We start from the raw sequence: 19429 nt of genomic DNA, 5'->3' as shown, positions 1-19429 counted from the left end.
TCCACACCCCGTGCCGGCTTGCGCCGCCACGGGGTGCGGTGTTTCTAGGGTAAGTGCATCAGTGACCGATTCACGTATTTTAGAAAGGGTGATTTCAGTGAGCACGTTCTCCACCAACACCGGTGAGATGCAGGTGAAATCCCAGGCCGTCATGAATACCATCGACCGGCTGCGCAATGAAGTCTCTACCATGCAGATGAACCTAGACCAGTTGCAAAGCACGTGGCAGGGCTCCGCCGCGGCTTCCTTCCAGTCGATCGTGGCCGAATGGCGCTCAACGCATGTCCAGATCGAAGAGGCGCTGAGCAGCATTGCCACCGCGCTGAACCACGCCTCCATGCAGTACGAGGAGGTCGAGCAGGTCAATACCTCGCTGTTCCGATACTGACCAGCGCACGCGCAGCGGCAGGTTGATCAGTAGGCTTAGCCTTATGAGCATTCTGATTGACCCGCCGCGCTGGCCTGCCCACGGCACGCTCTTCGCCCATCTGGTGTCGGATACGTCATTGGCTGAACTGCATCAGTTCGCCGAGCAGCAGGACATCTCGCGCCGGGCCTTCGACCGGGACCATTACGATGTCCCGCGCGAACGCTACGACCAGCTCGTTTCCGCTGGCGCTCTCGAAGTCTCCGGCAGCGAACTGGTGAGGGCACTGGTCAAATCCGGGATTCGGATCCCGGCCAAATACCGTCCGGAGAAATTAGGGGCGGTGCTCGCCCGCCGGTGGTCCCGCACCTTGCCTACCGAACCGCAGCTCGGATCCGAGCTGCTGGGCTGCTGGTCCCAGAGCCACCGGCACTACCATGACCGGGTGCATCTGCTCTCTGTGCTGGAAGCCATCGACTGGCTGGCCAAGAACCAGGCCGATCATGAAGAGCTCATGCTCCTTCAGCTCGCCGCCTGGTTCCACGATGCCGTCTACGAGGGAACCAGCGAAGACGAATTCAAATCGGCAATCATGGCCCGCGAGCGGCTGTGGGGAGTGCTCTCCCCCGGTGCCGTGTCGAAGGTCAGCGACCTGGTCATGCTCACCGCAACGCATGCGCCCGCAGAGACCGATCGCCTGGGACATATCCTCTGCGATGCCGACCTGGAGGTCCTGGCCCGTCCCGCCGCGGCCTACCAGCGCTATGCCGAGGCGGTCTACAAGGAGTACGAGCATCTTCCGCGCCATGTGCTTGCCGCCGGGCGCAGCAAGATCCTGGCCAGCTCGCTGGAGAAGGAACGGATCTACGGCACCCCCGCCGGATACCAGCGCTGGGATCGCAGCGCCCGGCATAATCTGCAGACCGAACTGGAACTGCTGCGCGGCTGGCTTTAGCCCGGTGCCCGTTGCACGCACAACGGCCGATGGCCCGGATCCCTTCTTGGAAGGATCCGGGCCATCGGCGCGTTGACTGCGTGCTTAGTGCATGCGGGAAGCTTAGAAGCCGCCCATTCCGCCCATGCCGCCCATGTCATCGCCACCGGCTGGAGCAGCGCCAGCAGGAGCTGGCTTATCTGCGACAACAGCTTCGGTGGTCAGGAACAGGCCAGCGATCGATGCGGCGTTCTGCAGTGCCGAACGGGTCACCTTCACTGGGTCGTTGACGCCTGCCTCGAGCAGGTTCACGTACTCGCCGGTTGCGGCATTCAGGCCGTGGCCCGCAGCCAAGCCCTTGACCTTGTCAGCGACAACGCCTGGCTCCAGGCCGGCGTTCAATGCGATCTGCTTCAACGGGGCTTCGATGCCAACGCGAACGATATTCGCACCGGTTGCCTCGTCGCCTTCCAGGGCCAGCTTCTCGAAAGCAGCGGCGCCAGCCTGGATCAGAGCCACGCCGCCACCGGCGACGATGCCTTCTTCAACAGCAGCCTTGGCGTTGCGCACGGCATCCTCGATGCGGTGCTTGCGCTCCTTGAGCTCCACCTCGGTAGCAGCGCCGGCCTTCAGCACAGCGACACCGCCGGAGAGCTTTGCGTGGCGCTCCTGCAGCTTCTCGCGGTCGTAGTCCGAGTCGGTGTTCTTGATCTCGGCTGCGATCTGCGCCTTGCGGCCCTCGATGGCGTCGGCTTCGCCGCCGCCTTCAACGATGGTGGTCTCGTCCTTGGTGATGACGACCTTGCGAGCGGTACCCAGGACCTCCAGGCCGACATTGTCCAGCGACAGGCCGATTTCCTCGGAAACAACCTGGCCGCCGGTGAGGATGGCGATGTCGGTCAGCATGGCCTTGCGGCGGTCGCCGAAGCCCGGAGCCTTGACGGCAACGGACTTGAACAGGCCGCGGATCTTGTTCAGGATCAGGGTGGCCAGGGCTTCGCCCTCGACGTCTTCGGCGATGATCAGCAGCGACTTGTTCGACTGCATGACCTTCTCCAGCAGGGTCACCATGTCCTTGACCGAGGAGATCTTCGAGTTCACGATGAGGATGTATGGGTCCTCGAGAACGGTTTCCTGGCGCTCTGCGTCGGTGACGAAGTAAGCGGAGATGTAGCCCTTGTCGAAGCGCATGCCCTCTGCCAGCTCCAGCTCCAGGCCGAAGGTGTTGGACTCTTCAACGGTGATGACGCCCTGCTCGCCAACCTTGTCCAGAGCCTCGGCGATCAGGCCGCCGATCTCGGTGTCGCCTGCGGAGATCGAAGCGGTAGCAGCGATCTGCTCCTTGGACTCGATCTTCTTCGCAGCGGCGAACAGTTCAGCGGTGACGGCTTCTACAGCCTTGTCGATGCCGCGGCGCAGCGCGATCGGGTCGGCACCTGCGGCAACGTTGCGCAGGCCTTCCTTGACCAGTGCCTGTGCGAGCACGGTTGCGGTGGTGGTACCGTCGCCGGCGACGTCGTCAGTCTTCTTGGCAACTTCCTTGACCAGTTCTGCGCCGATCTTCTCGTAAGGCTCTTCGAGGTCGATTTCCTTAGCGATGGACACGCCGTCGTTGGTGATAGTAGGAGCGCCCCACTTCTTCTCCAGAACAACGTTGCGGCCGCGTGGGCCCAGGGTGACCTTCACGGCGTCAGCAAGGGTGTTCAGGCCGCGCTCTAGTCCGCGGCGTGCTTCCTCGTCAAATGCAATCATCTTAGCCATTGTGGCGTACGGTCCTTTCGGGACGATTTTGCGAAAATGCAACCGACAGACAGCGCCCGCGACGGACGAGTGGACCGGTGCGGCATCGGGCCAGCAACCGTTTCAGCTCTCGCTATCTGAGGTATTTTCCACGCTCCACGCGCCGCATCCGCCATCCGGCGCTTTGGACGTCCTGGTGAACGCAAAAGCCGACCGGCGTTAGCAGTCGCAACGCATGAGTGCTAATACAAATATTGGCACTCTCGCATGGCGAGTGCAAGCCGATCGGCTCTGAGCGTATGGAATTATGAACGAATTATTCGTTGAGCCCCAGGGTGTCGTCTGATCCCAAAACGACGGTGACCCGGTTCGGAATGTTGCTGGTCTGCAGGACTTCGTCGATATTCAGGACTTCTGCGGCTTTTTCAGCGGTGGTCCGGTAGGCCTCGGACATGTAGTAGACCGCGGACACTTCGGCCGGCTTGGTCCAGTTGTCGGCGACGACGCTGGTGAACCCGGCTTCGGTCATGGCTTCCTCGCCCGCGTTGGCCAGGCCGGCGACGCTGGCCGCGTTGTAGACGCCAATCAGCTGGCCATAGAGGACGTCCTCGTCATCGATGGTGCTTGATGGCGATTCGGATTCGCTCGGTGCTGCTTCCTCGGAGGACTCGGCCGTCTTTTCCTGGGATTGCGAGGTTTCGCTTTCAGCCGAAGTCGCAAGGGTCTCCTTGAGCTGCGGACCGAAGATGAAGGACAAGGCACCGATCACCAGCACGAGCACTGCGGTCAGCACTACCCAGCGCAATTTCCCACCGGTTGACTTTGACGCGGCGGACTGCGCCCATCCGTGGGCGTGGTGCGAACCCACACGGGTGCTGAATTCCGGAACGCGATCAAATTCGTCACGCGGGTAGTTGGTCATTCTCGTCCTTGCTCGAGGTCTGATTGGTCGCGGCAGGCAGGGTTATCGTCCCGTGCCGACCTTACCGCCCACGCGACGTTTTGTAGAACGTGCTCTGCGCAGGCGCTTGACCAACATCGGGTCGTAGGCCAGTGCCGCGTCGGTTTCAATCAGCTGGTTCAGCAGCTGGTAGTAATTCGTCGGCGACATCGAAAACTGCATGGTAATGGCTTGTTCCTTGGCCCCGGCATACTTCCACCACAACTTTTCCAGGTTGAGGATCTGTTGCGAACGCTCGTCCAATTCCGAATCCGGGTTCATCACGAAATCCGCCAGCAATCCATTCTCAGCCATACGTTCTCACCTCGGTTCTTGGATCGGTTTTCTCGGGTTTCGGCTATGCATGCAATCCACCACCGGTAGATATACCACCGATATTCTAACCAATCTGCTTGCCTAACACCGTGTGGCCGAGCACAGGCACGCCAGAAAAACGGCACAATTGCCTCTATGGACGATATGCAGCCAGCACTTTTCGATGCTCCCGAGCCAGCCGCGACGCCCGTGTATGACGCGGCGGATTTCCCGTTCTACCACGGCGCAAAATCCATGGCCGACCACGGGTTTATTGCCGAAGACTGGGTTCCTGCGCTCAGCCGCCAGGACGCGCTGCTGCGTCGCTTGGCCAGCGATTTGGCGGCCCGCTCGGCCGCCGGCGAGCAGATCCTTCCAGCGCCGGAGGTGATGTTCCGCGCACTGAGCTTGCCATTATCCGAGGTCAAGGTCCTAATTATTGGCCAGGACCCCTATCCGACGCCCGGCCACCCCAACGGCTTGGCCTTCGCGGCGAATAAGCAGGTCCGCCCGCTGCCGCGTTCCCTGGCCAATATCTACAAGGAGCTGCAGGCCGATCTCGGTCTGGATCCGGTCCCGCATCCGGATCTGGGTCCTTGGCTGTCCCAGGGAGTCTTGCTGCTGAACCAGGTGCTCTCGGTGACCGCGGGCAATGCCGGCTCGCACCAGAAGCTGGGATGGGCGCCAATCCTGCAGGCGATCCTCCAGGCGCTGGATGAGCGGCCGCTGCCTTTGGTGGCGCTGCTGTGGGGCAATCATGCGCAGAAGCTTTCCGGATCCCTGCCCAACGCCGTGCAGCTGCAAAGCGCCCACCCCTCGCCGCTGTCCGCCTCGCGCGGCTTCTTCGGCTCCAAGCCCTTCTCGAATATCAATCGGCTCCTGTCCGATAGCGGACAGGAGCCGATCGACTGGTCATTGCCGAGAACTTAGCGTCGGCGGATGCGCCGGCGCTCGCGCCGGGCGGTAGAGGTCAACGGACGGCACAGCGTATCGCCGAAGACGACCCCGCCAGCGATGGAAAGCATGATCGCCATCGCGTTGAACATTTCCACCAGGCCGGTGGCCATGTCTTCCACGTTGATGACGATTCCGTACATTGCGCGGAAGATCATCAAGCCGGGAAGCAGGAACATGACCGCGGGGGCCGCCAGCACCAGCTGCGGGGACCTGAGCTTGTCCGCGGCCAGCCGGGCGGCGAAACCGATCACCGTGGCAACCAGCGCCGGGGTGGCCCGGTCACCGAGTCCAATGCTTACGGCCAGCAGCTGCACCAGGTAGCCGCCAACAGCAATGCCGGCAGTAGGCAGCAGCAGGCGCAGCGCGCTTTGCTCGGTGACCGCACCGGCAACGATGGCCACACCCACCAGGATCACCAGCAGCCAAGCCGGATACTCTGTTGTCGCGATCTGGTGGACATCGACCTTTTCCCCGCCGAGCAGATCCGAGATCACCAACGCCGTGGCAATGCCGCACAGGATCGCCCCGTAGATCAGGCTGGCAGAGAACAGGCGGCCTACCGCGGTCACCGGGAAGCCGTTGATGGCATCTTGCAATGCCGAGACGAACCTGCCCGACGGGAGCAGCAGCAGGATGCCGCCGGAAACCACCAGCGCCGGATCCAGGGGTGCATGGAATTGGTGCCCCAGCAAGGCGATGCCCGTGACCGCCAAGGTCGAGGCGGCGATGGTGAAGAACTCGGGCACCCGCCAGCGCGAACCGTACCGCCCGATCTGCGTCACGAGGCTCGAAGAGATCATCGCCACCAGCGCGCCAGCCCAGGAACCGCCAATGAACAGCACGAACGCGGCGGCGAACACTGCCCGCCCGCAGGCGACGATCCAACGCGGGAACGGCTTGGGTTGACGGGTGATCTCCTTCAGCCGCTTGGCCGAGGCGGTGCGCGATACGCCGCCGGCGATGATGTCCGAGACGAGCTCGTGCACCAGCACCATGCCGGCGTAGTTCGCGGTGTAGGAGCGGACCACGCGCAGCACCGAATAGCTTTCGGCATCCGGCGGGCTGTAGTTCAAATGCAGGGACTGGTTGGTGATGTCCACGTCCAAGTGGCTCAGGCCCAGTGCCGCGGTCACCGCGATGATGCTGGTTTCCACTTCCAGGGCGCCTGCGCCGTAGCGGATCAGGGTCTCGCCCAAGTCCAGCGCGAATTCCATGGTGCGCCGGTTGGATGCGTCCTGGTCCACGTTGATCTTGGGGTTGGCATAGGGCGTGCCCTGGAGGCGCTCGACGATGTTCAGCGCCTGGGTGGGAGGGGTGTCCGAGATCCACATTTTCGCCAGCAGGCGGCGGGCCACCGGGTTGGCGCGGGTAGGCATGAGGGTGATGCCCTCATCGGTGGTGTGGACCTGGCCGGTGCGCCACTCGATATCGGAGGCATCGGCAGCCGCCACATTGGCGCTGACCGCGGTGTTGAGCGGCAGTTCCGAGGCCATGGCAGGCTCTTCGGCGGGTTCCGCCGGATGGAAGCCCATATTGATCTCACTAGTGGCAATGCGGGGCAAAGCGCCAGCGGCAGGAGCCGGATCCTCGCCTGCGGCAGTCGACTCGGCGGACTGCTCCTCGCTAGATCGATGCGCCACGAATCACTCCCCCCTCAACCAAAGTTTTTCCCATGGGATTCACCATACAACCCGTGCATGGAAAGTTGGCCGGAACGTGGTGAATTCGCGAGGTATCCCCGGACACATTCAGGGGTATTTTCGGCCACTGGAATACTGCCGGTCCGCAGTTGGTTGCACCAAGCGGAAGTTAGATGTGTTTGCATATATTCGGAGGTTGCAGTGACTACGCAGTTCCCCTTGCCCGAGATCGGCGCCGAGACCTTCGGCGACATCACCGAGGACGCCGACGGCAACCCGCTGAGCCATGCCCAGGTGATCCGCAATGTCATCACCGAAGGGCAGCAGGCCGAAGCCTCGAATCTTGATTTCTTCGGCGTGGGCGAGCACCACCGCGACGACTACGCCATCTCCTCCCCCGAAATCGTGCTGGCCGCACTGGCCAGCACCACGCAGCGCATCAAGCTGGGCACCGCGGTAACCGTGCTCTCCAGCGATGACCCGGTGCGCGTCTACGAACGCTTCGCGACCTTGGACGCCATTTCCAACGGGCGGACCGAGATCATCGCCGGCCGCGGCTCTTTCATCGAATCCTTCCCGCTGTTCGGCCTGGACCTCGAGGACTACGAGGACCTGTTCGAGGAGAAGCTGCATCTGCTGGCCAAGCTGCGCCACGGCGCACCGGTGTCATGGCAGGGAAAGCACCGCTCTGCCCTGCGCAACCAGCAGATCTACCCGCTGCTGGAGGGCAAGCCGCTGACCACGTGGGTGGGGGTCGGCGGCAGCCCGCAGTCGGTGATCCGCGCGGCCCGGCACGGCCTGCCGCTGTGCCTGGCCATCATCGGCGGCCAGCCTTCGGCGTTCGAAGGCCTGGCCACCCTCTACCGCCGCGCGCTGGAGGAATTCGGCCAGGAGCAGCTGCCGGTCTCGGCGCACTTCCATGGCCTGGTGGCTGGCAGCGACGAGGAAGCCCTGGAAACGCTCTGGCCCCATTACCAGCGCACCATGAACCGGCTGGGGGCCGAACGGGGCTGGCCACCTGCCAGCAAAATGCGCTTGCAGGCCTCCATGGGACCGGAGGGAGCCATGATGGCCGGCAGCCCGGACACCGTGGCGCGGAAGATGGCCAAGGTGGCCCAGCAGCTGGGCCTGTCCCGCGTCGACATCAAGTACTCTGCGGGCTCCTTGCCGCACGAGGCGATGCTGGAGAGCATCAAGCTGCTTGGCGAAGAGGTCAAGCCTCGGGTGCACCAGCTGCTCGGAGCCTAGCTTCCGGACTGTGCCGGAGACGACGAAAACCACCGCATTGCGGTGGCTTTCGATTTTGGTGGATCTTACTGGACTCGAACCAGCGACCTTTCGCGTGTGAGGCGAACGCTCTAACCAACTGAGCTAAAGATCCATCTGCGCCCTGACTTGCTAGCCAAGTGCATAAGCAATCCTACCGGGGAAACGAGCCCCGCTCCAAATCGGCCCCGGCTCAAGCCGCCGGATCCCTGCCCCGAACACGCCGATGTGCCGCATCGAACGCCGCGTTGAATCCCTGCGGCTTGGCCAGTGAGTAGAGCAGAAAAACAATGCCGAATGGTTTATTTGGGATTCACCTGAAAGTACCCTTTTCCACTTGTCAAAAAGGGACTTCAGGCTCCATAATTTTTCTAGCTCATCGAGCTCAAACTGGACCCTACAAGGAAGTTGCCGGAAGCCGCCGGCATCGGTCCCCTCAAGGCCAACGAAACCGCGCAGTGGATTTTGATCCACCGCGCAAAGCCTCATCTTTCGTTCGTTCTTAGCTTTTAGGACCGTACCCCAGTGTTTGAAAACCTGAACTTTTCCTTGTCATCCCTATGCGTTCAGCCAGCCCAGCGCGATGAATTGGCGACCCTCTACACCGTGGTCGACCAGCGCTGGCATCAGAAGTTCGATCGCCTCAGCCTCCTGGTGACCGTGCGCGACCAGGGCACCCTGGTTGCCGCCGGCCTGGTGCACGACTCCATCGTGGCGCCGACGTCCTCGATGAACGCGGTGGAACTGGGCTGCATGGCGGTGCGCGCCGACTACCGCCGCCTGGGCATCCGCCAGCATGTGACCTCATTGCGCCTGGCCCATGCCCTGCGTTCGGGCAAGACCCCGATCAGCGTCATCGATTCGCAGAACCCTGCCTCCTGGGCCTTCTACGAGCGCTCCGAGCTGTGGCAGCGCGAGCGCAGCTTCGAGCACGAGGGCCGGCTCAAGTTCATCTACCGGGCCACCGAAGCCGCCTGGCAGTGGGCCGCGGACCTGCCGCAGGCTTCCGCCGACCAGGTAGCCATCCAGCTGCCCGGCGCCGCGCAGCCGGTCCCGAGCCTGGCTCTGCCCGCCAGCCCGATGCACCGCTTCGCCGCGCAGTTCGGCTCCGAGGATCCGGCCTCCGCCGTGCCGGTGATGTGACGGCCTGGGACGGCTTTCTGGATCAGGCTAGAACAGGGCGTCCTGCTGCTCGTCCACCATGGCGTGGCCCGGCAGCGGGGCGACTTCGCCGGCCCGGCGAGCGCGAGCTGCCTCGTGCAAGTCGATCGGGGTGACCTTCAGGACCGCATCGACCATGGCGTTGAGGAACTGCGGGGCGGCAATGTCGGCAGGCACCGGGGCATGGACGCACTTGACCTCCGGCTGCTCGGCCGCATCATCCCAGTCCACCAGCAGCAGGCCGGTGGCGGTGTAGCCGAAGCCGTCGCCGAAGTCGCGCAGCTTGCGGATCATGTCCACGGTGCGGCGGAAGGCGGCCGGCTCGGATTCCAGGATCGTGGCGCGCTGCACGAAGAAGAACCCGACGGCGGCCAGCGGGTAGCGGGCGCGCAGGTTCGCCGCGTCGCCGTAGGCCTCTTCATAGCGGTTGGCCAGGTTCTTGCCGAAGGACGAAGTCATCGCCTTGGTGCTCAGCAGCAGTTCGGGGCCGGTGGACCAGTGGGTCATCACCACGTCGGTCTGCTTCATGTAGGCGCGGCCCAGGATGCGCGCGTCGGTGCTGCCCGCCTTGCCGGCCATGATGGACTCGTGCACCTCGTCGGCCAGCCGTTCGGGCAGCTTGCGCAGCAGCTCAAGGATGTCGCTGGACAGCACCCGCGGCGCTTCGGGGCGCGGCCAGACCAGGTCGGCATCGAAGCCGGCACGCCGCAGCTCGTGCGCCAGCCAGGCATCCACGCCCTGGGCGAAGCGGCCCGAACGGGTGACGGCCTTGGAACGCACCGGGATGCTCAGCAGCCGTTCGAGCACCGCGTAGGACGGGTTGAATTCCCCGGTGACCGCGCCATTATCCAGCCAGGGCGAATCCTTCGGCGCTGACATCAAGGTGGTGTCGAATTCGGCGAAGGCTAGGGTCTTCTCGATCGCAGGATTGGCCACTCTTATCCCTTCACTGCTTTGCTTCGGGCCTTGCGGCGTTCGAGCATGTTCATCCGCGCCGCGCGCAGCGCCTCGATCGCTTCCGCATCCAGGCCGAGCAGCGCCTGCAGCACCACGGAATCCACCAGGTTCGCCGCTTCCTGCTTGCGCCCATGGGCCAGCAGCTCGCGCACCTCGGGTTTGATGGCGCGCAATTGCGGGGCATGGCGCTGCACCATGCCGATGGCCGGGACCGGCAGCTGGTCTGCTTCGCGCGGCTCCAGCTTCAGGATGCCGCCGCCGTAGGAACGTCCCACCATTTCGGCGCCGAGCATGGTCAGCGTGTTCAGCGATGCCACCGGCAGCAGCTCGCGGCCCAGCTCGCGGGCATCGGCACCCAGGTACACCCCGTGGATCGAGTTGATATGGTGCACCCCGGCCTCGTTGGCGGTCAGCCGCGGGGTATCGGCGTTCATGTAGGTCATGAACAAATCCGGCACCGACAGCACCGGCACCCGCCACCACGGCGAGCGCACCCGGCACTTGTAGGCCGCATCCACGTTCAGCAGTTCGCCGCTGGCCACGAAGCGCGCGCCGGCGCCGCTGGGTTCCGCGGCGGGACGGAACATCCAGGCCGCCGCCCCGTGCGCTGCCAGCTTTTCCCAGCCCTCCTCGCTCAGGTCCAGCCCGCGCAGGTGGCGCGAGCCCGGCGGCGAGATGCGGATCAAATCCTCGTCGGCCAGCCCCAGCTCCTGGACCTGCGCGGCGGAAAGCGTGAACCACTTGTTGTTGCCGGTGACAGCTCCCAGCGAGGTTTCGCCCCAGGACTGCAGCGGAGCCATCCGGCCGGCGGCCAGAGCCGCGGACAGGATCCCCTGCGCTTCGAGGCCCACCAGCGATCCGGTCCAGCGGTCGTTGCCGCCTGCCGGGGTGTGCCGGGTGCCCTCGCCTAGGGTGTGCAGGTCATGGGCATTGCGGAATTGGTGCAGGCTGAAGGAATCGCTGGAGCCCTGGCGGTACCCCTCGGCCAGCAGCAGCACCACTTCTTCCTGCGCGTCGGCAAACAGGCGTTCCTCGAAGACTGCCAGGTGCACGCTGGCGAAGCGCTCGAGCAGCATCTGGCGCACCGGCCCTGCGTAGTTCACGAACATCAGCTCTGCCGGAAGCACCAGCGCCAGGCGCCCGCCGTCGGCCAGGAAGCTGGTGGAGTGCACGACGAAGGCCGCCCAGATGCTGGCCAGCTCGTTCAGCTCCACGCCCGAGGACTTGGCCGCGGCGCGCGAGAGTTGCCGGTCGGCACCGCGGTGCAGCTGGTAGCGCACATAGGGCGGGTTGCCGATGACCGCATCGAAGTCTGCGTGCCCGGGAACCTCGAAGAAGTTGGCCTGTTCGATCTGCGCGTCGATCCCGGCGGCCTGCATCCGCGCACGGGCCGCCTGCACCGATGGCTCGTGCAGCTCCAGGCCCACCAGTTCCACCGGGCCCCTGCCGTCGTCCAGCACCGCGTTCGCTGCGGCCAGGAATTGCGCATCGCCGCAGGAGGGTTCCAGAACCCTGCTGCCGTGCTGCCCCAGCGCCCACTGCGCCATGAAGCTGGCCACTGGTTCCGGGGTGAAGTAGGCGCCGCGCGCATGGCGGGCGGTGGCCGGATCAGTCAATTCTCTATTCAACACTCATCGATCTTTCCACGCAGGCCAGACAGTTTGGCTGGCCCAGAAGACCGGGTCCGGGCTGCAACTTCTCTATTCTACGTGCGCGGGACGCCCGCTGATTTCCGTTCCTAGTGGGCGGCTTCGGCTTCGCCCTTGCGGCGCAGCTTCTGGATGCCCAGGACGATGGCGGTAATCACCGAGCCGATGATGAAACCGGCCAGGCAGGAAAAGGCGGTATTCACCAGCCAGCCGAGCATGGCGCCGGCCTGGCCGGTTGCGTCGTGGACCAGCAGCTCCACATGGTGCACGAAGCCGTACGGCGCATGCCAGCCGAGCTCGTCCATGCCGACCAGCAGCAGGTGCCCACCGACCCAGAGCATCGCGATCACGCCGACCTTGCTCAGGATGGACATCACGATGGGCATCGCCTTGACCAGGCCGCGGCCGATCTTCTGCGAGAGATGGCGCGGCTTGGCGGCCATGTGCAGGCCGATGTCGTCCATTTTCACGATCAAGCCCACGGCGCCATAGACCACGACGGTCATCAGGATCGCGATCACGACCAGGATCAGCGCCCGGTTCAGGAAGGATTCGTGCGCCACCTCATTCAGCGAGATGACCATGATCTCCGCGGAAAGCACGAGGTCGGTGCGCACGGCCGAGCCGATGATCGCCTTCTCGTCGCGCACGCCCTCCTTGCCGCCCGGAGTGTGGTGCTTGATCGCGCCCATCGCTTCGAGCAGCTTCTCGGCCCCTTCGAAGACCAGATAGGCGCCTCCGACCATCAGGATCGGGGTCAGCGCCCAGGGGGCGAACTGCGAAAGGATCAGAGCGACCGGAAGGATGATCAGCATCTTGTTCCGGATGGAGCCAACGGCGATCTTCCAGATGATCGGAAGCTCGCGCTTCGGCGAGAGCCCTGCCACGTATTGCGGGGTGACTGCCGCATCGTCGATCACGACACCCAGGGATTTGGTGCTGGCCTTGCCAGCGCCCAGCGCGATGTCGTCCAGCGATGCCGCGGTGACTTTCACCAGGGCGGCCACGTCGTCCAATAGTGCTGCAAGGCCTCCGGCCATGGTCGGCTCCTCAAATCTAGGTTCTGCGCAGAATTCTACCGGCGGGATCCTAGAGCCTGCCACAGGCGCGAGGTTGCATCGGGCACAATCCGGGGTGAAAACGAAAACCGTGCCATGAAAACTCATCGGCACGGTTCCAGCTGCTGGTCCAAGACCAGATCAGAGCCCCCTACCGGATTCGAACCGGTGACCTTCAGTTTACAAGACAGACGCTCTGGCCAGCTGAGCTAAGGGGGCGTACCGGATAAGAATATCGGAAAACCCCTCGGCACTGCGAATTGGCGCAGCCGCGCAGCGCATGCCCGATTAAATGCCAATGGGAAGGAAGCCAGCATTGGCTTCCTTCCCATCGACCGGGTGCGAGATCACTAAGGATACTACCGGATCCCGGACAATTGTCCAGCGGTGGCTGGATGGGCTTACTTGTTGGCAGCGATGGCTTTCTCGACCTCGGTCGGGAAGTCTTGGGTTCCCAGTGCGAACTCCTTGCCCTGGATGAAGATCGAAGGGGTGCCGGCTACGCCGTCGTACTGGCCAGCGGTCGTGGCGTACTGGACGAATGGACGGAACTTGTCATCCTCGATGCAGCTGGTCACGGATTCCGCTGCACCGTTCTGGATGGCCAGGTCCGCAAGTTCGGCGTTCTTCATCTCGCCCTCTGGGTAGTGGCCCCACAGCGCCTTGACGAAGCTCATGTAGGCAGCTGGGCTCTCGTCGGCAACGCAAGCCAGTGCGTTGGCGCCGCGCGAGGAGAAGTTGGTTGGCGAACCACGGTCCAGGTAGCCGACGTTGCGGTATTCAACGGTGACATCGCCATTGGCCAGCCATTCTTCGATCTGGTCGCCGTAGGTGGCCTCGAAGTCTGCGCAGTGGACGCAGTTGGCGTCGACGTACATGGTGATATTGATCGGCTCGCCCTTGTCAGCCACCGTCAGGTCGCGCGGGGTGGCAGGATTCGGCGCTTCGGCAGGCGCTTCAAGGGTCTTGATGTCCACCTTCTCGATGGTCTTCTGTGCAACGGTGTCTGGCGAGGTGACCATGATGCCGCCCGCTGCGGTACCGCCCTGCGGCACGGCGCCGGAGTCGGCAATCTTGGCGTTGTTGTTCTGCACGATCAAAGTAACTACCAGTGCGATGACCACAATCACTGCAGCCAAGACGCCCAGCTTCACGAAAAGCGACTTGCGCTTCTGGGCGGCTTCTTGCGCGGCACGCATCTGCGCCGCCTTCTCACGGGCACTCGCGGTGCGCTCCGCTTTCGATGGGCGCGGGTTATTCGTAGACATGTATTTGGCGTTTCCTTGGTCAGCGGACAAGTATCATCTGGAGTCAAGCTTAGCCAATTCCCGGGGTCCGTATCCGTGAAAACTCAAGATTGATCCACCTTCACAGGACTCACATATCTTCCGCATACAGCCCCCAAAGTGCCCTTCACGGCTTAACTTGAGCATTAAACCAAGTGACCAGCGGAAATGGTTTGTCTACTGCCATTCCCATCCTGTAGTACACGGCATCTGCGCAAAAGTGACGCGTATGACGGTGCAATCCGCCCCATCGTTCCCTTACCAGCCAGTTTTCATTAGGCTAAATAGCAAGAGCGAGGAAATTAGACGAGAAGTCATTCACTCAGAACCGACGAATCTGCACCACGCCGGTGAATCAGATTGAATAAACCAGGAGGTTTGCAGTGGGTAACCCAGCGCCGAGTACAAAGACCGAGAATTCCTACGATTTCGTGGTTGTGGCCAACCGCCTTCCGGTGGACCGCATCACCAATCCTGACGGATCGCAAGGATTCCAGCGTTCGCCCGGTGGCTTGGTGACAGCCCTGGAACCTGTTATGGCTGCCTCCGAAGGCGCTTGGGTGGGCTGGCATGGCGGTATTGGCGAGGAGCTGGAGAGCTTCGACAAGGATGACATCCATCTGGTTCCGGTCCCCCTGGATGAAGACGACATGACCCAGTACTACGAGGGCTTCTCCAACTCGACGCTGTGGCCGCTCTACCACGACGTGATCGTGCCACCGGAATACCATCGCGCCTGGTGGGACCGGTACAAGAGAATCAACCGGCGATTCGCCGATGCAGTACTGGATATTGCCGCTCCGGACGCGACCGTCTGGGTACACGACTACCAGCTGCAGCTGGTTCCGCAGATGCTGCGGCTGGCACGCCCTGATCTGAAGATCGGCTTCTTCCTGCACATACCGTTTCCGGCAGCCAGCCTGTTTTCGCAGCTGCCGTGGCGGACGCAGATTCTGGAGGGGCTGGCCGGGGCTGATCTGGTCGGATTCCAGCGTGAAACCGATGCCAGCAATTTCCTGCGTTGCCTGCGCCGGTTCACCGGCTACTCGACCAAGGGCGATGTGGCTTCGCCGCCAGCCGGCAACGAAATGCAGAATCTCTGCCGTGCCAAGGCCCATCCGATCTCCATCGATACGGAGCACATCGCCAAGCTATCGCGCGATCCGCAAATCATCGCCCGCGCGGCACAGATCCGCCATGAGCTGGGAAACCCGAAAACCATCATGCTCGGCGTGGACCGCTTGGACTACACCAAGGGCATCCGCCACCGACTGAAGGCCTACGGCGAGCTGCTCTCCGACCAGACGCTGCGCGCCGGCGACGTCTGCCTGATCCAGGTTGCCAGCCCCAGCCGGGAAAACGTGGACAGCTACATCGAGCTGCGCGACCAGGTGGAACTGATGGTCGGCCAGATCACCGGCCAGCATGACACCCTGAGCCACACCACCCTGCGCTACCTGCACCAGTCCTATCCGCTGCGCGAAATGATCGCCATGTACCTGGCCGCCGACGTCCTGCTGGTCACGGCCCTGCGCGATGGCATGAACCTGGTGGCCAAGGAGTACGTCGCCGCGCACCAGGATGGCCGCGGCGTGCTGGTGCTCTCGGAGTACACCGGTGCTGCTGATCAGCTGACCCAGGCGGTACTGGTCAATCCCCACGACATCGACGGGATGAAGGCCAAGATCGTGGAAGCGGTCCAGATGAACGAGACGGAGCAGGAACGCCGGATGAAGCGCATGAACCGCCATTTGGCGCTCAATGATGTTTCCAAATGGTCCGATGATTTCCTGGCTGAACTGGCCGAGATCAATGCGGCCACCTCCGTGCACGAAATCGTTCGCTAAGCAGATTCCCGCGGGAATCGTGATCCTTGATGAGGAACGCATTGCCAGAACTAGATCCTTCCCTGCATGCCGCGCTGGCTGGATTTGCCGGCCACCAGCGGGTGCTCGTGGCTTTGGACTTTGACGGAACGATGTCTCCGCTGGTCGACCGGCCGCAAGATGCCCGGCCGCTGCCTCAGACCGCTGCCGCATTCGAGCAGCTGGCGGCCAGCCCCGGGGTATACACCGCTGTAGTGTCGGGCCGTAACCTGCAGTCCTTGCGCGAGGTCTACCCGCAGCCGCGTCCAGGGATTTGCATTGGCTCGCACGGTGCCGAACGTTTGGTTCCGTCCTGGCTGGGTGCAAACTGGCAGGATGAGCCGCTGACCGCCGAGCAAACCGCACTGCTTGGAACAGTGACCCAGCGATTGGAGCACGTCGCGGCAGCGCATGAGAACGCGAGCCTGGAGTACAAGCCGTCGGCCACGGTCCTGCATGTCCGCCAGGCACTGCCGGATGCGGCTGCCAAGGCCTTGGCACAGGCGCGGCAAGCCCTTGCTGATTTGGACGGTGTGAAACTGCTCGATGGCAAGGCGGTCTTGGAAGCCACCGTGCATCACGGCGACAAAGGCCAAAGCCTGCAGTGGCTGCGTGAGACCCTCGACGTGCAGGCGGTCCTTTTTGCTGGCGATGACGTCACCGACGAGAACGGATTCAGGGTCCTCGGCGCGGAAGATGTGGGCATCAAGGTGGGATCCGGGCCAACAGCGGCAGCGTATTCTATCTCTTCGCCTGCTGATCTGCCAGATCTTTTGAAAAGTCTCATTTCCATGCGAAACTGAAGTGTCCCAATTCACTTTCACTACGGATCGTCGGGCACGTACCTGCCCGTGAAAGGATTGTCATCATGGCAACTGTGACCTTTGAAAAGGCCACCCGCATTTACCCGGGCGCACTTGTGCCCTCCGTCGACGCAATCGACTTGGAAATCCAAGATGGAGAATTCCTTGTTCTAGTTGGCCCCTCGGGTTGCGGCAAATCCACGACTCTGCGCATGCTTGCAGGCTTGGAAGAAGTAAATTCCGGCCGCATTCTCATTGGCGACAAGGACGTGACCAACGTTCCGCCAAAGGACCGCGACATCGCCATGGTCTTCCAGAACTACGCGCTGTACCCCCACATGACCGTCGCCGAGAATATGGGCTTTGCCTTGAAGATCGCCGGCGTCGACAAGGAAGAGCGCAAGCAGCGTGTGCTGGAAGCAGCCAAGCTTCTGGACCTGGAGAAGTACCTGGACCGCAAGCCCAAGGCCCTCTCGGGCGGCCAGCGCCAGCGTGTGGCCATGGGCCGCGCCATTGTTCGTTCGCCCCAGGTGTTCTTGATGGACGAGCCGCTGTCCAACCTCGATGCAAAGCTGCGAGTGCAGACCCGTACCCAAATTGCTTCGCTGACCCGTCGTCTCGGAGTCACGACCGTATACGTGACCCACGATCAGGTGGAAGCGCTGACCATGGGCGACCGCGTTGCAGTGCTCAAGGACGGCGAGCTGCAGCAGGTAGGCACCCCACGCGAGCTCTATGATCGCCCACGCAATGTGTTCGTCGCAGGTTTTATCGGCTCCCCTGCCATGAACCTGGTGCAGCTGCAGTCATCCAATGGACAGGTGGCTTTCGGTTCAACCATCATCGACGCACCGGGAGCCCAAGGTGGAACGACTTTGGGCTTCCGCCCAGAGGACATCGAGATCGTCAGTGCCGGCGAAGGCGTCGAGATTGTTGTAGACGTGGTTGAAGAGCTCGGCGCAGATGCCTACATCTTCGGCTCAGCGGAGTTGGGCGGCAAAACCCAGATGGTAGTTGTTCGTGTTGATGGCCGTACGCCTCCTGCACGTGGAGCGCGCATCAACATTGCACCAAATCTGCAGCACGTGCACCTATTTGATACTGAAAGCGGTCTGCGTTTGGACAACGCCTAGTACCTGCAACATCGGCGGCTCGGAAATGAATTTCCGAGCCGCCGATGAATTTAAACGGTGGCGTACCTTCTCGGTTAAACCTCGAAAGCCCCGAACTCTCGTTCGGGGCCTTCGGCAAATTATGCCCGGCGATGACCTACTCTCCCACACCCTCCCGAGTGCAGTACCATCGGCGCTGTGGGTCTTAGCTTCCAGGTTCGGTATGGAGCTGGGCGTTTCCCCCACGCTATGATCGCCGTAACTCTATACCTCATGGGTAACCATGGGAAAACTACGGTGTCATTCGCGATTGCGACAACTCCATAACTATATCAAGCACGCAGGGGTTGCGCCACTTCAGAACCGGTTAGCAGCAGTGTCCTTCGCCATACTCAGCTGCCAGGTCTAGCTCCAGATGTTATCCCCGCGCAACGTCGCCTCCGCACCGCCGTCACAGTAGATGGTTTGGCCGGTGACGTGGGTGTTTTCTTCACTCGTCAGCCACAGGAGCAGCCTGGCGATCACCACAGCCTCAGAGTGATAGTTCAGCGGCATCGGCACATTCTTGTCGACCATTGCCTTGCCTTCGTCGGTGGCCAGCAATTCGCGAGTCATGTTGGTGATCACGGTGCCAGGAGCCACAGCATTCAATGGGATTCCTGCGCCGGCCCAGTTCTCCGTGATGCATTCACGACGTACCCAGCGGCTCAGCGCGCGCTTGGAGGACGGGTAGTTCAAGTAGCCGGCTCCAGGGCCAGCGGCTTCCAGCTCTGCGCCAATGGCCAGGGATGCCTCTTCGTCGCCCGTAAGCAATGCTTCAACCAGTTCAGCGGAATTCTGCTGGATCGAAGCCATCGAGGACACGACGGCCACACGCGGTGCCTCCGATTGCCCCAGAGCTGGCAGGAGGCCTTCCAGATACTCGGTAACACCGAAGTAATTTACCGACACCGTAATTGCCTTAGGAGCCGAAATTCCCGCGGCAGCGATGACAGCGTCAATCTTGCCCTCGGAAAGCACTAGAGTCTGCTTGATGGCACTTTGCCGGCCTTCCTGAGTCGACAGGTCAGCCGCGACGTCAGTATCGCGTAGATCAACGCCGATGACCTTGTGCCCACGTTCGCGAATCAATTCAGTTGTGGCTGCACCAATGCCGGAAGCAGCGCCAGTAACGACATAAGTTCTCACGTTTGGTTTCCCTCTTTCGCAATTGGAAGATGAGTCGAGAGACCATCGATGAGTCAGTCGCGGCCTCGCTCATATCCCACACTAGGCCTATTTTCGGTGTCCTCTTGAACTACGATGCCTAAGTCAAGCATTTGTGGTCGCAGGTCGACGCGGCCAGCGGCCAGCGGCCGAACCCCCTTTAAACACGAACA

At 62.5% G+C, this 19429-nt stretch carries 17 protein-coding genes, 2 tRNA genes and 1 rRNA gene; 8 read left to right on the top strand and 12 right to left on the bottom strand.

Going from position 1 to position 19429, the window contains the following annotated elements; all coding sequences use genetic code 11:
- Nucleotides 1-97: 97 nt before the first annotated feature.
- Both ANI01nite_RS11775 and ANI01nite_RS11770 read left to right on the top strand, forming a co-directional pair.
- Complete coding sequence (locus ANI01nite_RS11775) at nucleotides 98-388, top strand: WXG100 family type VII secretion target (RefSeq protein WP_038990044.1); 291 nt, start codon at nucleotides 98-100, stop codon at nucleotides 386-388.
- Nucleotides 389-431: 43 nt separating this feature from the next.
- On the top strand, nucleotides 432-1322 hold the full coding sequence (locus ANI01nite_RS11770) for a DUF4031 domain-containing protein (protein ID WP_141358181.1): 891 nt from the start codon (nucleotides 432-434) through the stop codon (nucleotides 1320-1322).
- A gap of 102 nt (nucleotides 1323-1424) precedes the next feature.
- Here the strand turns inward: ANI01nite_RS11770 and groL are convergent, their stop codons facing one another.
- From groL to ANI01nite_RS11755, 3 genes are all read right to left on the bottom strand, one after another.
- Nucleotides 1425-3062 (bottom strand): chaperonin GroEL, encoded by a 1638-nt coding sequence (gene groL, locus ANI01nite_RS11765; RefSeq protein ID WP_038990046.1) that lies wholly within the window; start codon nucleotides 3060-3062, stop codon nucleotides 1425-1427.
- 295 nt (nucleotides 3063-3357) lie between these two features.
- Entirely contained in the window at nucleotides 3358-3963 is a 606-nt protein-coding gene (locus tag ANI01nite_RS11760) for a LytR C-terminal domain-containing protein (protein WP_038990047.1), read from the bottom strand.
- Between the two features lie 42 nt (nucleotides 3964-4005).
- Nucleotides 4006-4296, bottom strand: coding sequence for a DUF3263 domain-containing protein (locus ANI01nite_RS11755; protein ID WP_141358179.1), 291 nt, complete (start codon nucleotides 4294-4296; stop codon nucleotides 4006-4008).
- Nucleotides 4297-4452: 156 nt separating this feature from the next.
- Between ANI01nite_RS11755 and ANI01nite_RS11750 the strand changes: the two genes are divergently transcribed.
- The gene (locus ANI01nite_RS11750) at nucleotides 4453-5226 is read left to right on the top strand and encodes a uracil-DNA glycosylase (RefSeq protein WP_141358177.1); all 774 of its coding nucleotides are present in this window, start codon (nucleotides 4453-4455) and stop codon (nucleotides 5224-5226) included.
- On the opposite strand, the gene ANI01nite_RS11745 is transcribed toward ANI01nite_RS11750, so the two are convergent.
- Complete coding sequence (locus ANI01nite_RS11745; RefSeq protein WP_038990049.1) at nucleotides 5223-6893, bottom strand: threonine/serine exporter family protein; 1671 nt, start codon at nucleotides 6891-6893, stop codon at nucleotides 5223-5225. The two genes, ANI01nite_RS11750 and ANI01nite_RS11745, sit on opposite strands and share 4 nt — an antisense overlap.
- A gap of 201 nt (nucleotides 6894-7094) precedes the next feature.
- Between ANI01nite_RS11745 and ANI01nite_RS11740 the strand changes: the two genes are divergently transcribed.
- Nucleotides 7095-8141, top strand: a complete 1047-nt coding sequence (locus tag ANI01nite_RS11740) for an LLM class flavin-dependent oxidoreductase (RefSeq protein ID WP_083515530.1) — start codon at nucleotides 7095-7097, stop codon at nucleotides 8139-8141.
- A gap of 56 nt (nucleotides 8142-8197) precedes the next feature.
- Here ANI01nite_RS11740 and ANI01nite_RS11735 read toward each other — a convergent pair.
- Nucleotides 8198-8274, bottom strand: a tRNA-Val gene (locus ANI01nite_RS11735).
- Between the two features lie 410 nt (nucleotides 8275-8684).
- Here ANI01nite_RS11735 and ANI01nite_RS11730 point away from each other — a divergent pair.
- Nucleotides 8685-9302, top strand: a complete 618-nt coding sequence (locus tag ANI01nite_RS11730; protein WP_128471657.1) for a GNAT family N-acetyltransferase — start codon at nucleotides 8685-8687, stop codon at nucleotides 9300-9302.
- Between the two features lie 27 nt (nucleotides 9303-9329).
- Here ANI01nite_RS11730 and ANI01nite_RS11725 read toward each other — a convergent pair whose 3' ends face one another.
- The 5 genes from ANI01nite_RS11725 to ANI01nite_RS11705 all read right to left on the bottom strand — a co-directional run bounded on the left by ANI01nite_RS11725 (nucleotide 9330) and on the right by ANI01nite_RS11705 (nucleotide 14252).
- Nucleotides 9330-10256: a hypothetical protein gene (locus tag ANI01nite_RS11725; protein WP_255314523.1), complete on the bottom strand. Its 927-nt coding sequence runs from the start codon at nucleotides 10254-10256 to the stop codon at nucleotides 9330-9332.
- Between the two features lie 2 nt (nucleotides 10257-10258).
- Nucleotides 10259-11893, bottom strand: coding sequence for an N-6 DNA methylase (locus ANI01nite_RS11720; protein WP_255314522.1), 1635 nt, complete (start codon nucleotides 11891-11893; stop codon nucleotides 10259-10261).
- Nucleotides 11894-12015: 122 nt separating this feature from the next.
- Nucleotides 12016-12966, bottom strand: coding sequence for a DUF808 domain-containing protein (locus ANI01nite_RS11715; protein ID WP_073706481.1), 951 nt, complete (start codon nucleotides 12964-12966; stop codon nucleotides 12016-12018).
- A 163-nt stretch (nucleotides 12967-13129) separates the two neighbouring features.
- Nucleotides 13130-13203 (bottom strand) — tRNA-Thr (locus tag ANI01nite_RS11710).
- Between the two features lie 182 nt (nucleotides 13204-13385).
- Entirely contained in the window at nucleotides 13386-14252 is an 867-nt protein-coding gene (locus ANI01nite_RS11705; RefSeq protein ID WP_066140239.1) for a DsbA family protein, read from the bottom strand.
- A 401-nt stretch (nucleotides 14253-14653) separates the two neighbouring features.
- On the opposite strand from ANI01nite_RS11705, the gene ANI01nite_RS11700 reads away from it, so the two are divergent.
- From ANI01nite_RS11700 to ANI01nite_RS11690, 3 genes are all read left to right on the top strand, one after another.
- Nucleotides 14654-16117: an alpha,alpha-trehalose-phosphate synthase (UDP-forming) gene (locus ANI01nite_RS11700; RefSeq protein ID WP_141358175.1), complete on the top strand. Its 1464-nt coding sequence runs from the start codon at nucleotides 14654-14656 to the stop codon at nucleotides 16115-16117.
- Between the two features lie 41 nt (nucleotides 16118-16158).
- Nucleotides 16159-16938, top strand: coding sequence for a trehalose-phosphatase (otsB, locus tag ANI01nite_RS11695; RefSeq protein ID WP_167550497.1), 780 nt, complete (start codon nucleotides 16159-16161; stop codon nucleotides 16936-16938).
- A gap of 65 nt (nucleotides 16939-17003) precedes the next feature.
- Nucleotides 17004-18071, top strand: a complete 1068-nt coding sequence (locus ANI01nite_RS11690) for an ABC transporter ATP-binding protein (RefSeq protein ID WP_141358173.1) — start codon at nucleotides 17004-17006, stop codon at nucleotides 18069-18071.
- A gap of 123 nt (nucleotides 18072-18194) precedes the next feature.
- Here ANI01nite_RS11690 and rrf read toward each other — a convergent pair.
- Nucleotides 18195-18311 (bottom strand): 5S ribosomal RNA (rrf, locus tag ANI01nite_RS11685).
- Nucleotides 18312-18455: 144 nt separating this feature from the next.
- Nucleotides 18456-19238, bottom strand: a complete 783-nt coding sequence (locus ANI01nite_RS11680) for an SDR family oxidoreductase (RefSeq protein ID WP_141358171.1) — start codon at nucleotides 19236-19238, stop codon at nucleotides 18456-18458.
- Nucleotides 19239-19429 lie beyond the last annotated feature (191 nt).

The organism is Glutamicibacter nicotianae (genome assembly GCF_006539525.1).
Taxonomy (GTDB): domain Bacteria; phylum Actinomycetota; class Actinomycetes; order Actinomycetales; family Micrococcaceae; genus Glutamicibacter; species Glutamicibacter nicotianae.
Note: the sequence above shows the minus strand (reverse complement) of the source record. Positions and strands in the feature narration are given on the sequence as shown.

What these genes read in the sequence shown, in the direction of transcription:
- ANI01nite_RS11715 (WP_073706481.1), bottom strand. Translation starts at nt 12,966, where the DNA reads ATGGCCGGAGGCCTTGCAGCACTATTGGACGACGTGGCCGCCCTGGTG.
- ANI01nite_RS11755 (WP_141358179.1), bottom strand. Translation starts at nt 4,296, where the DNA reads ATGGCTGAGAATGGATTGCTGGCGGATTTCGTGATGAACCCGGATTCG.
- ANI01nite_RS11750 (WP_141358177.1), top strand. Translation starts at nt 4,453, where the DNA reads ATGGACGATATGCAGCCAGCACTTTTCGATGCTCCCGAGCCAGCCGCG.
- ANI01nite_RS11760 (WP_038990047.1), bottom strand. Translation starts at nt 3,963, where the DNA reads ATGACCAACTACCCGCGTGACGAATTTGATCGCGTTCCGGAATTCAGC.
- ANI01nite_RS11770 (WP_141358181.1), top strand. Translation starts at nt 432, where the DNA reads ATGAGCATTCTGATTGACCCGCCGCGCTGGCCTGCCCACGGCACGCTC.
- ANI01nite_RS11690 (WP_141358173.1), top strand. Translation starts at nt 17,004, where the DNA reads ATGGCAACTGTGACCTTTGAAAAGGCCACCCGCATTTACCCGGGCGCA.
- groL (WP_038990046.1), bottom strand. Translation starts at nt 3,062, where the DNA reads ATGGCTAAGATGATTGCATTTGACGAGGAAGCACGCCGCGGACTAGAG.
- ANI01nite_RS11705 (WP_066140239.1), bottom strand. Translation starts at nt 14,252, where the DNA reads ATGTCTACGAATAACCCGCGCCCATCGAAAGCGGAGCGCACCGCGAGT.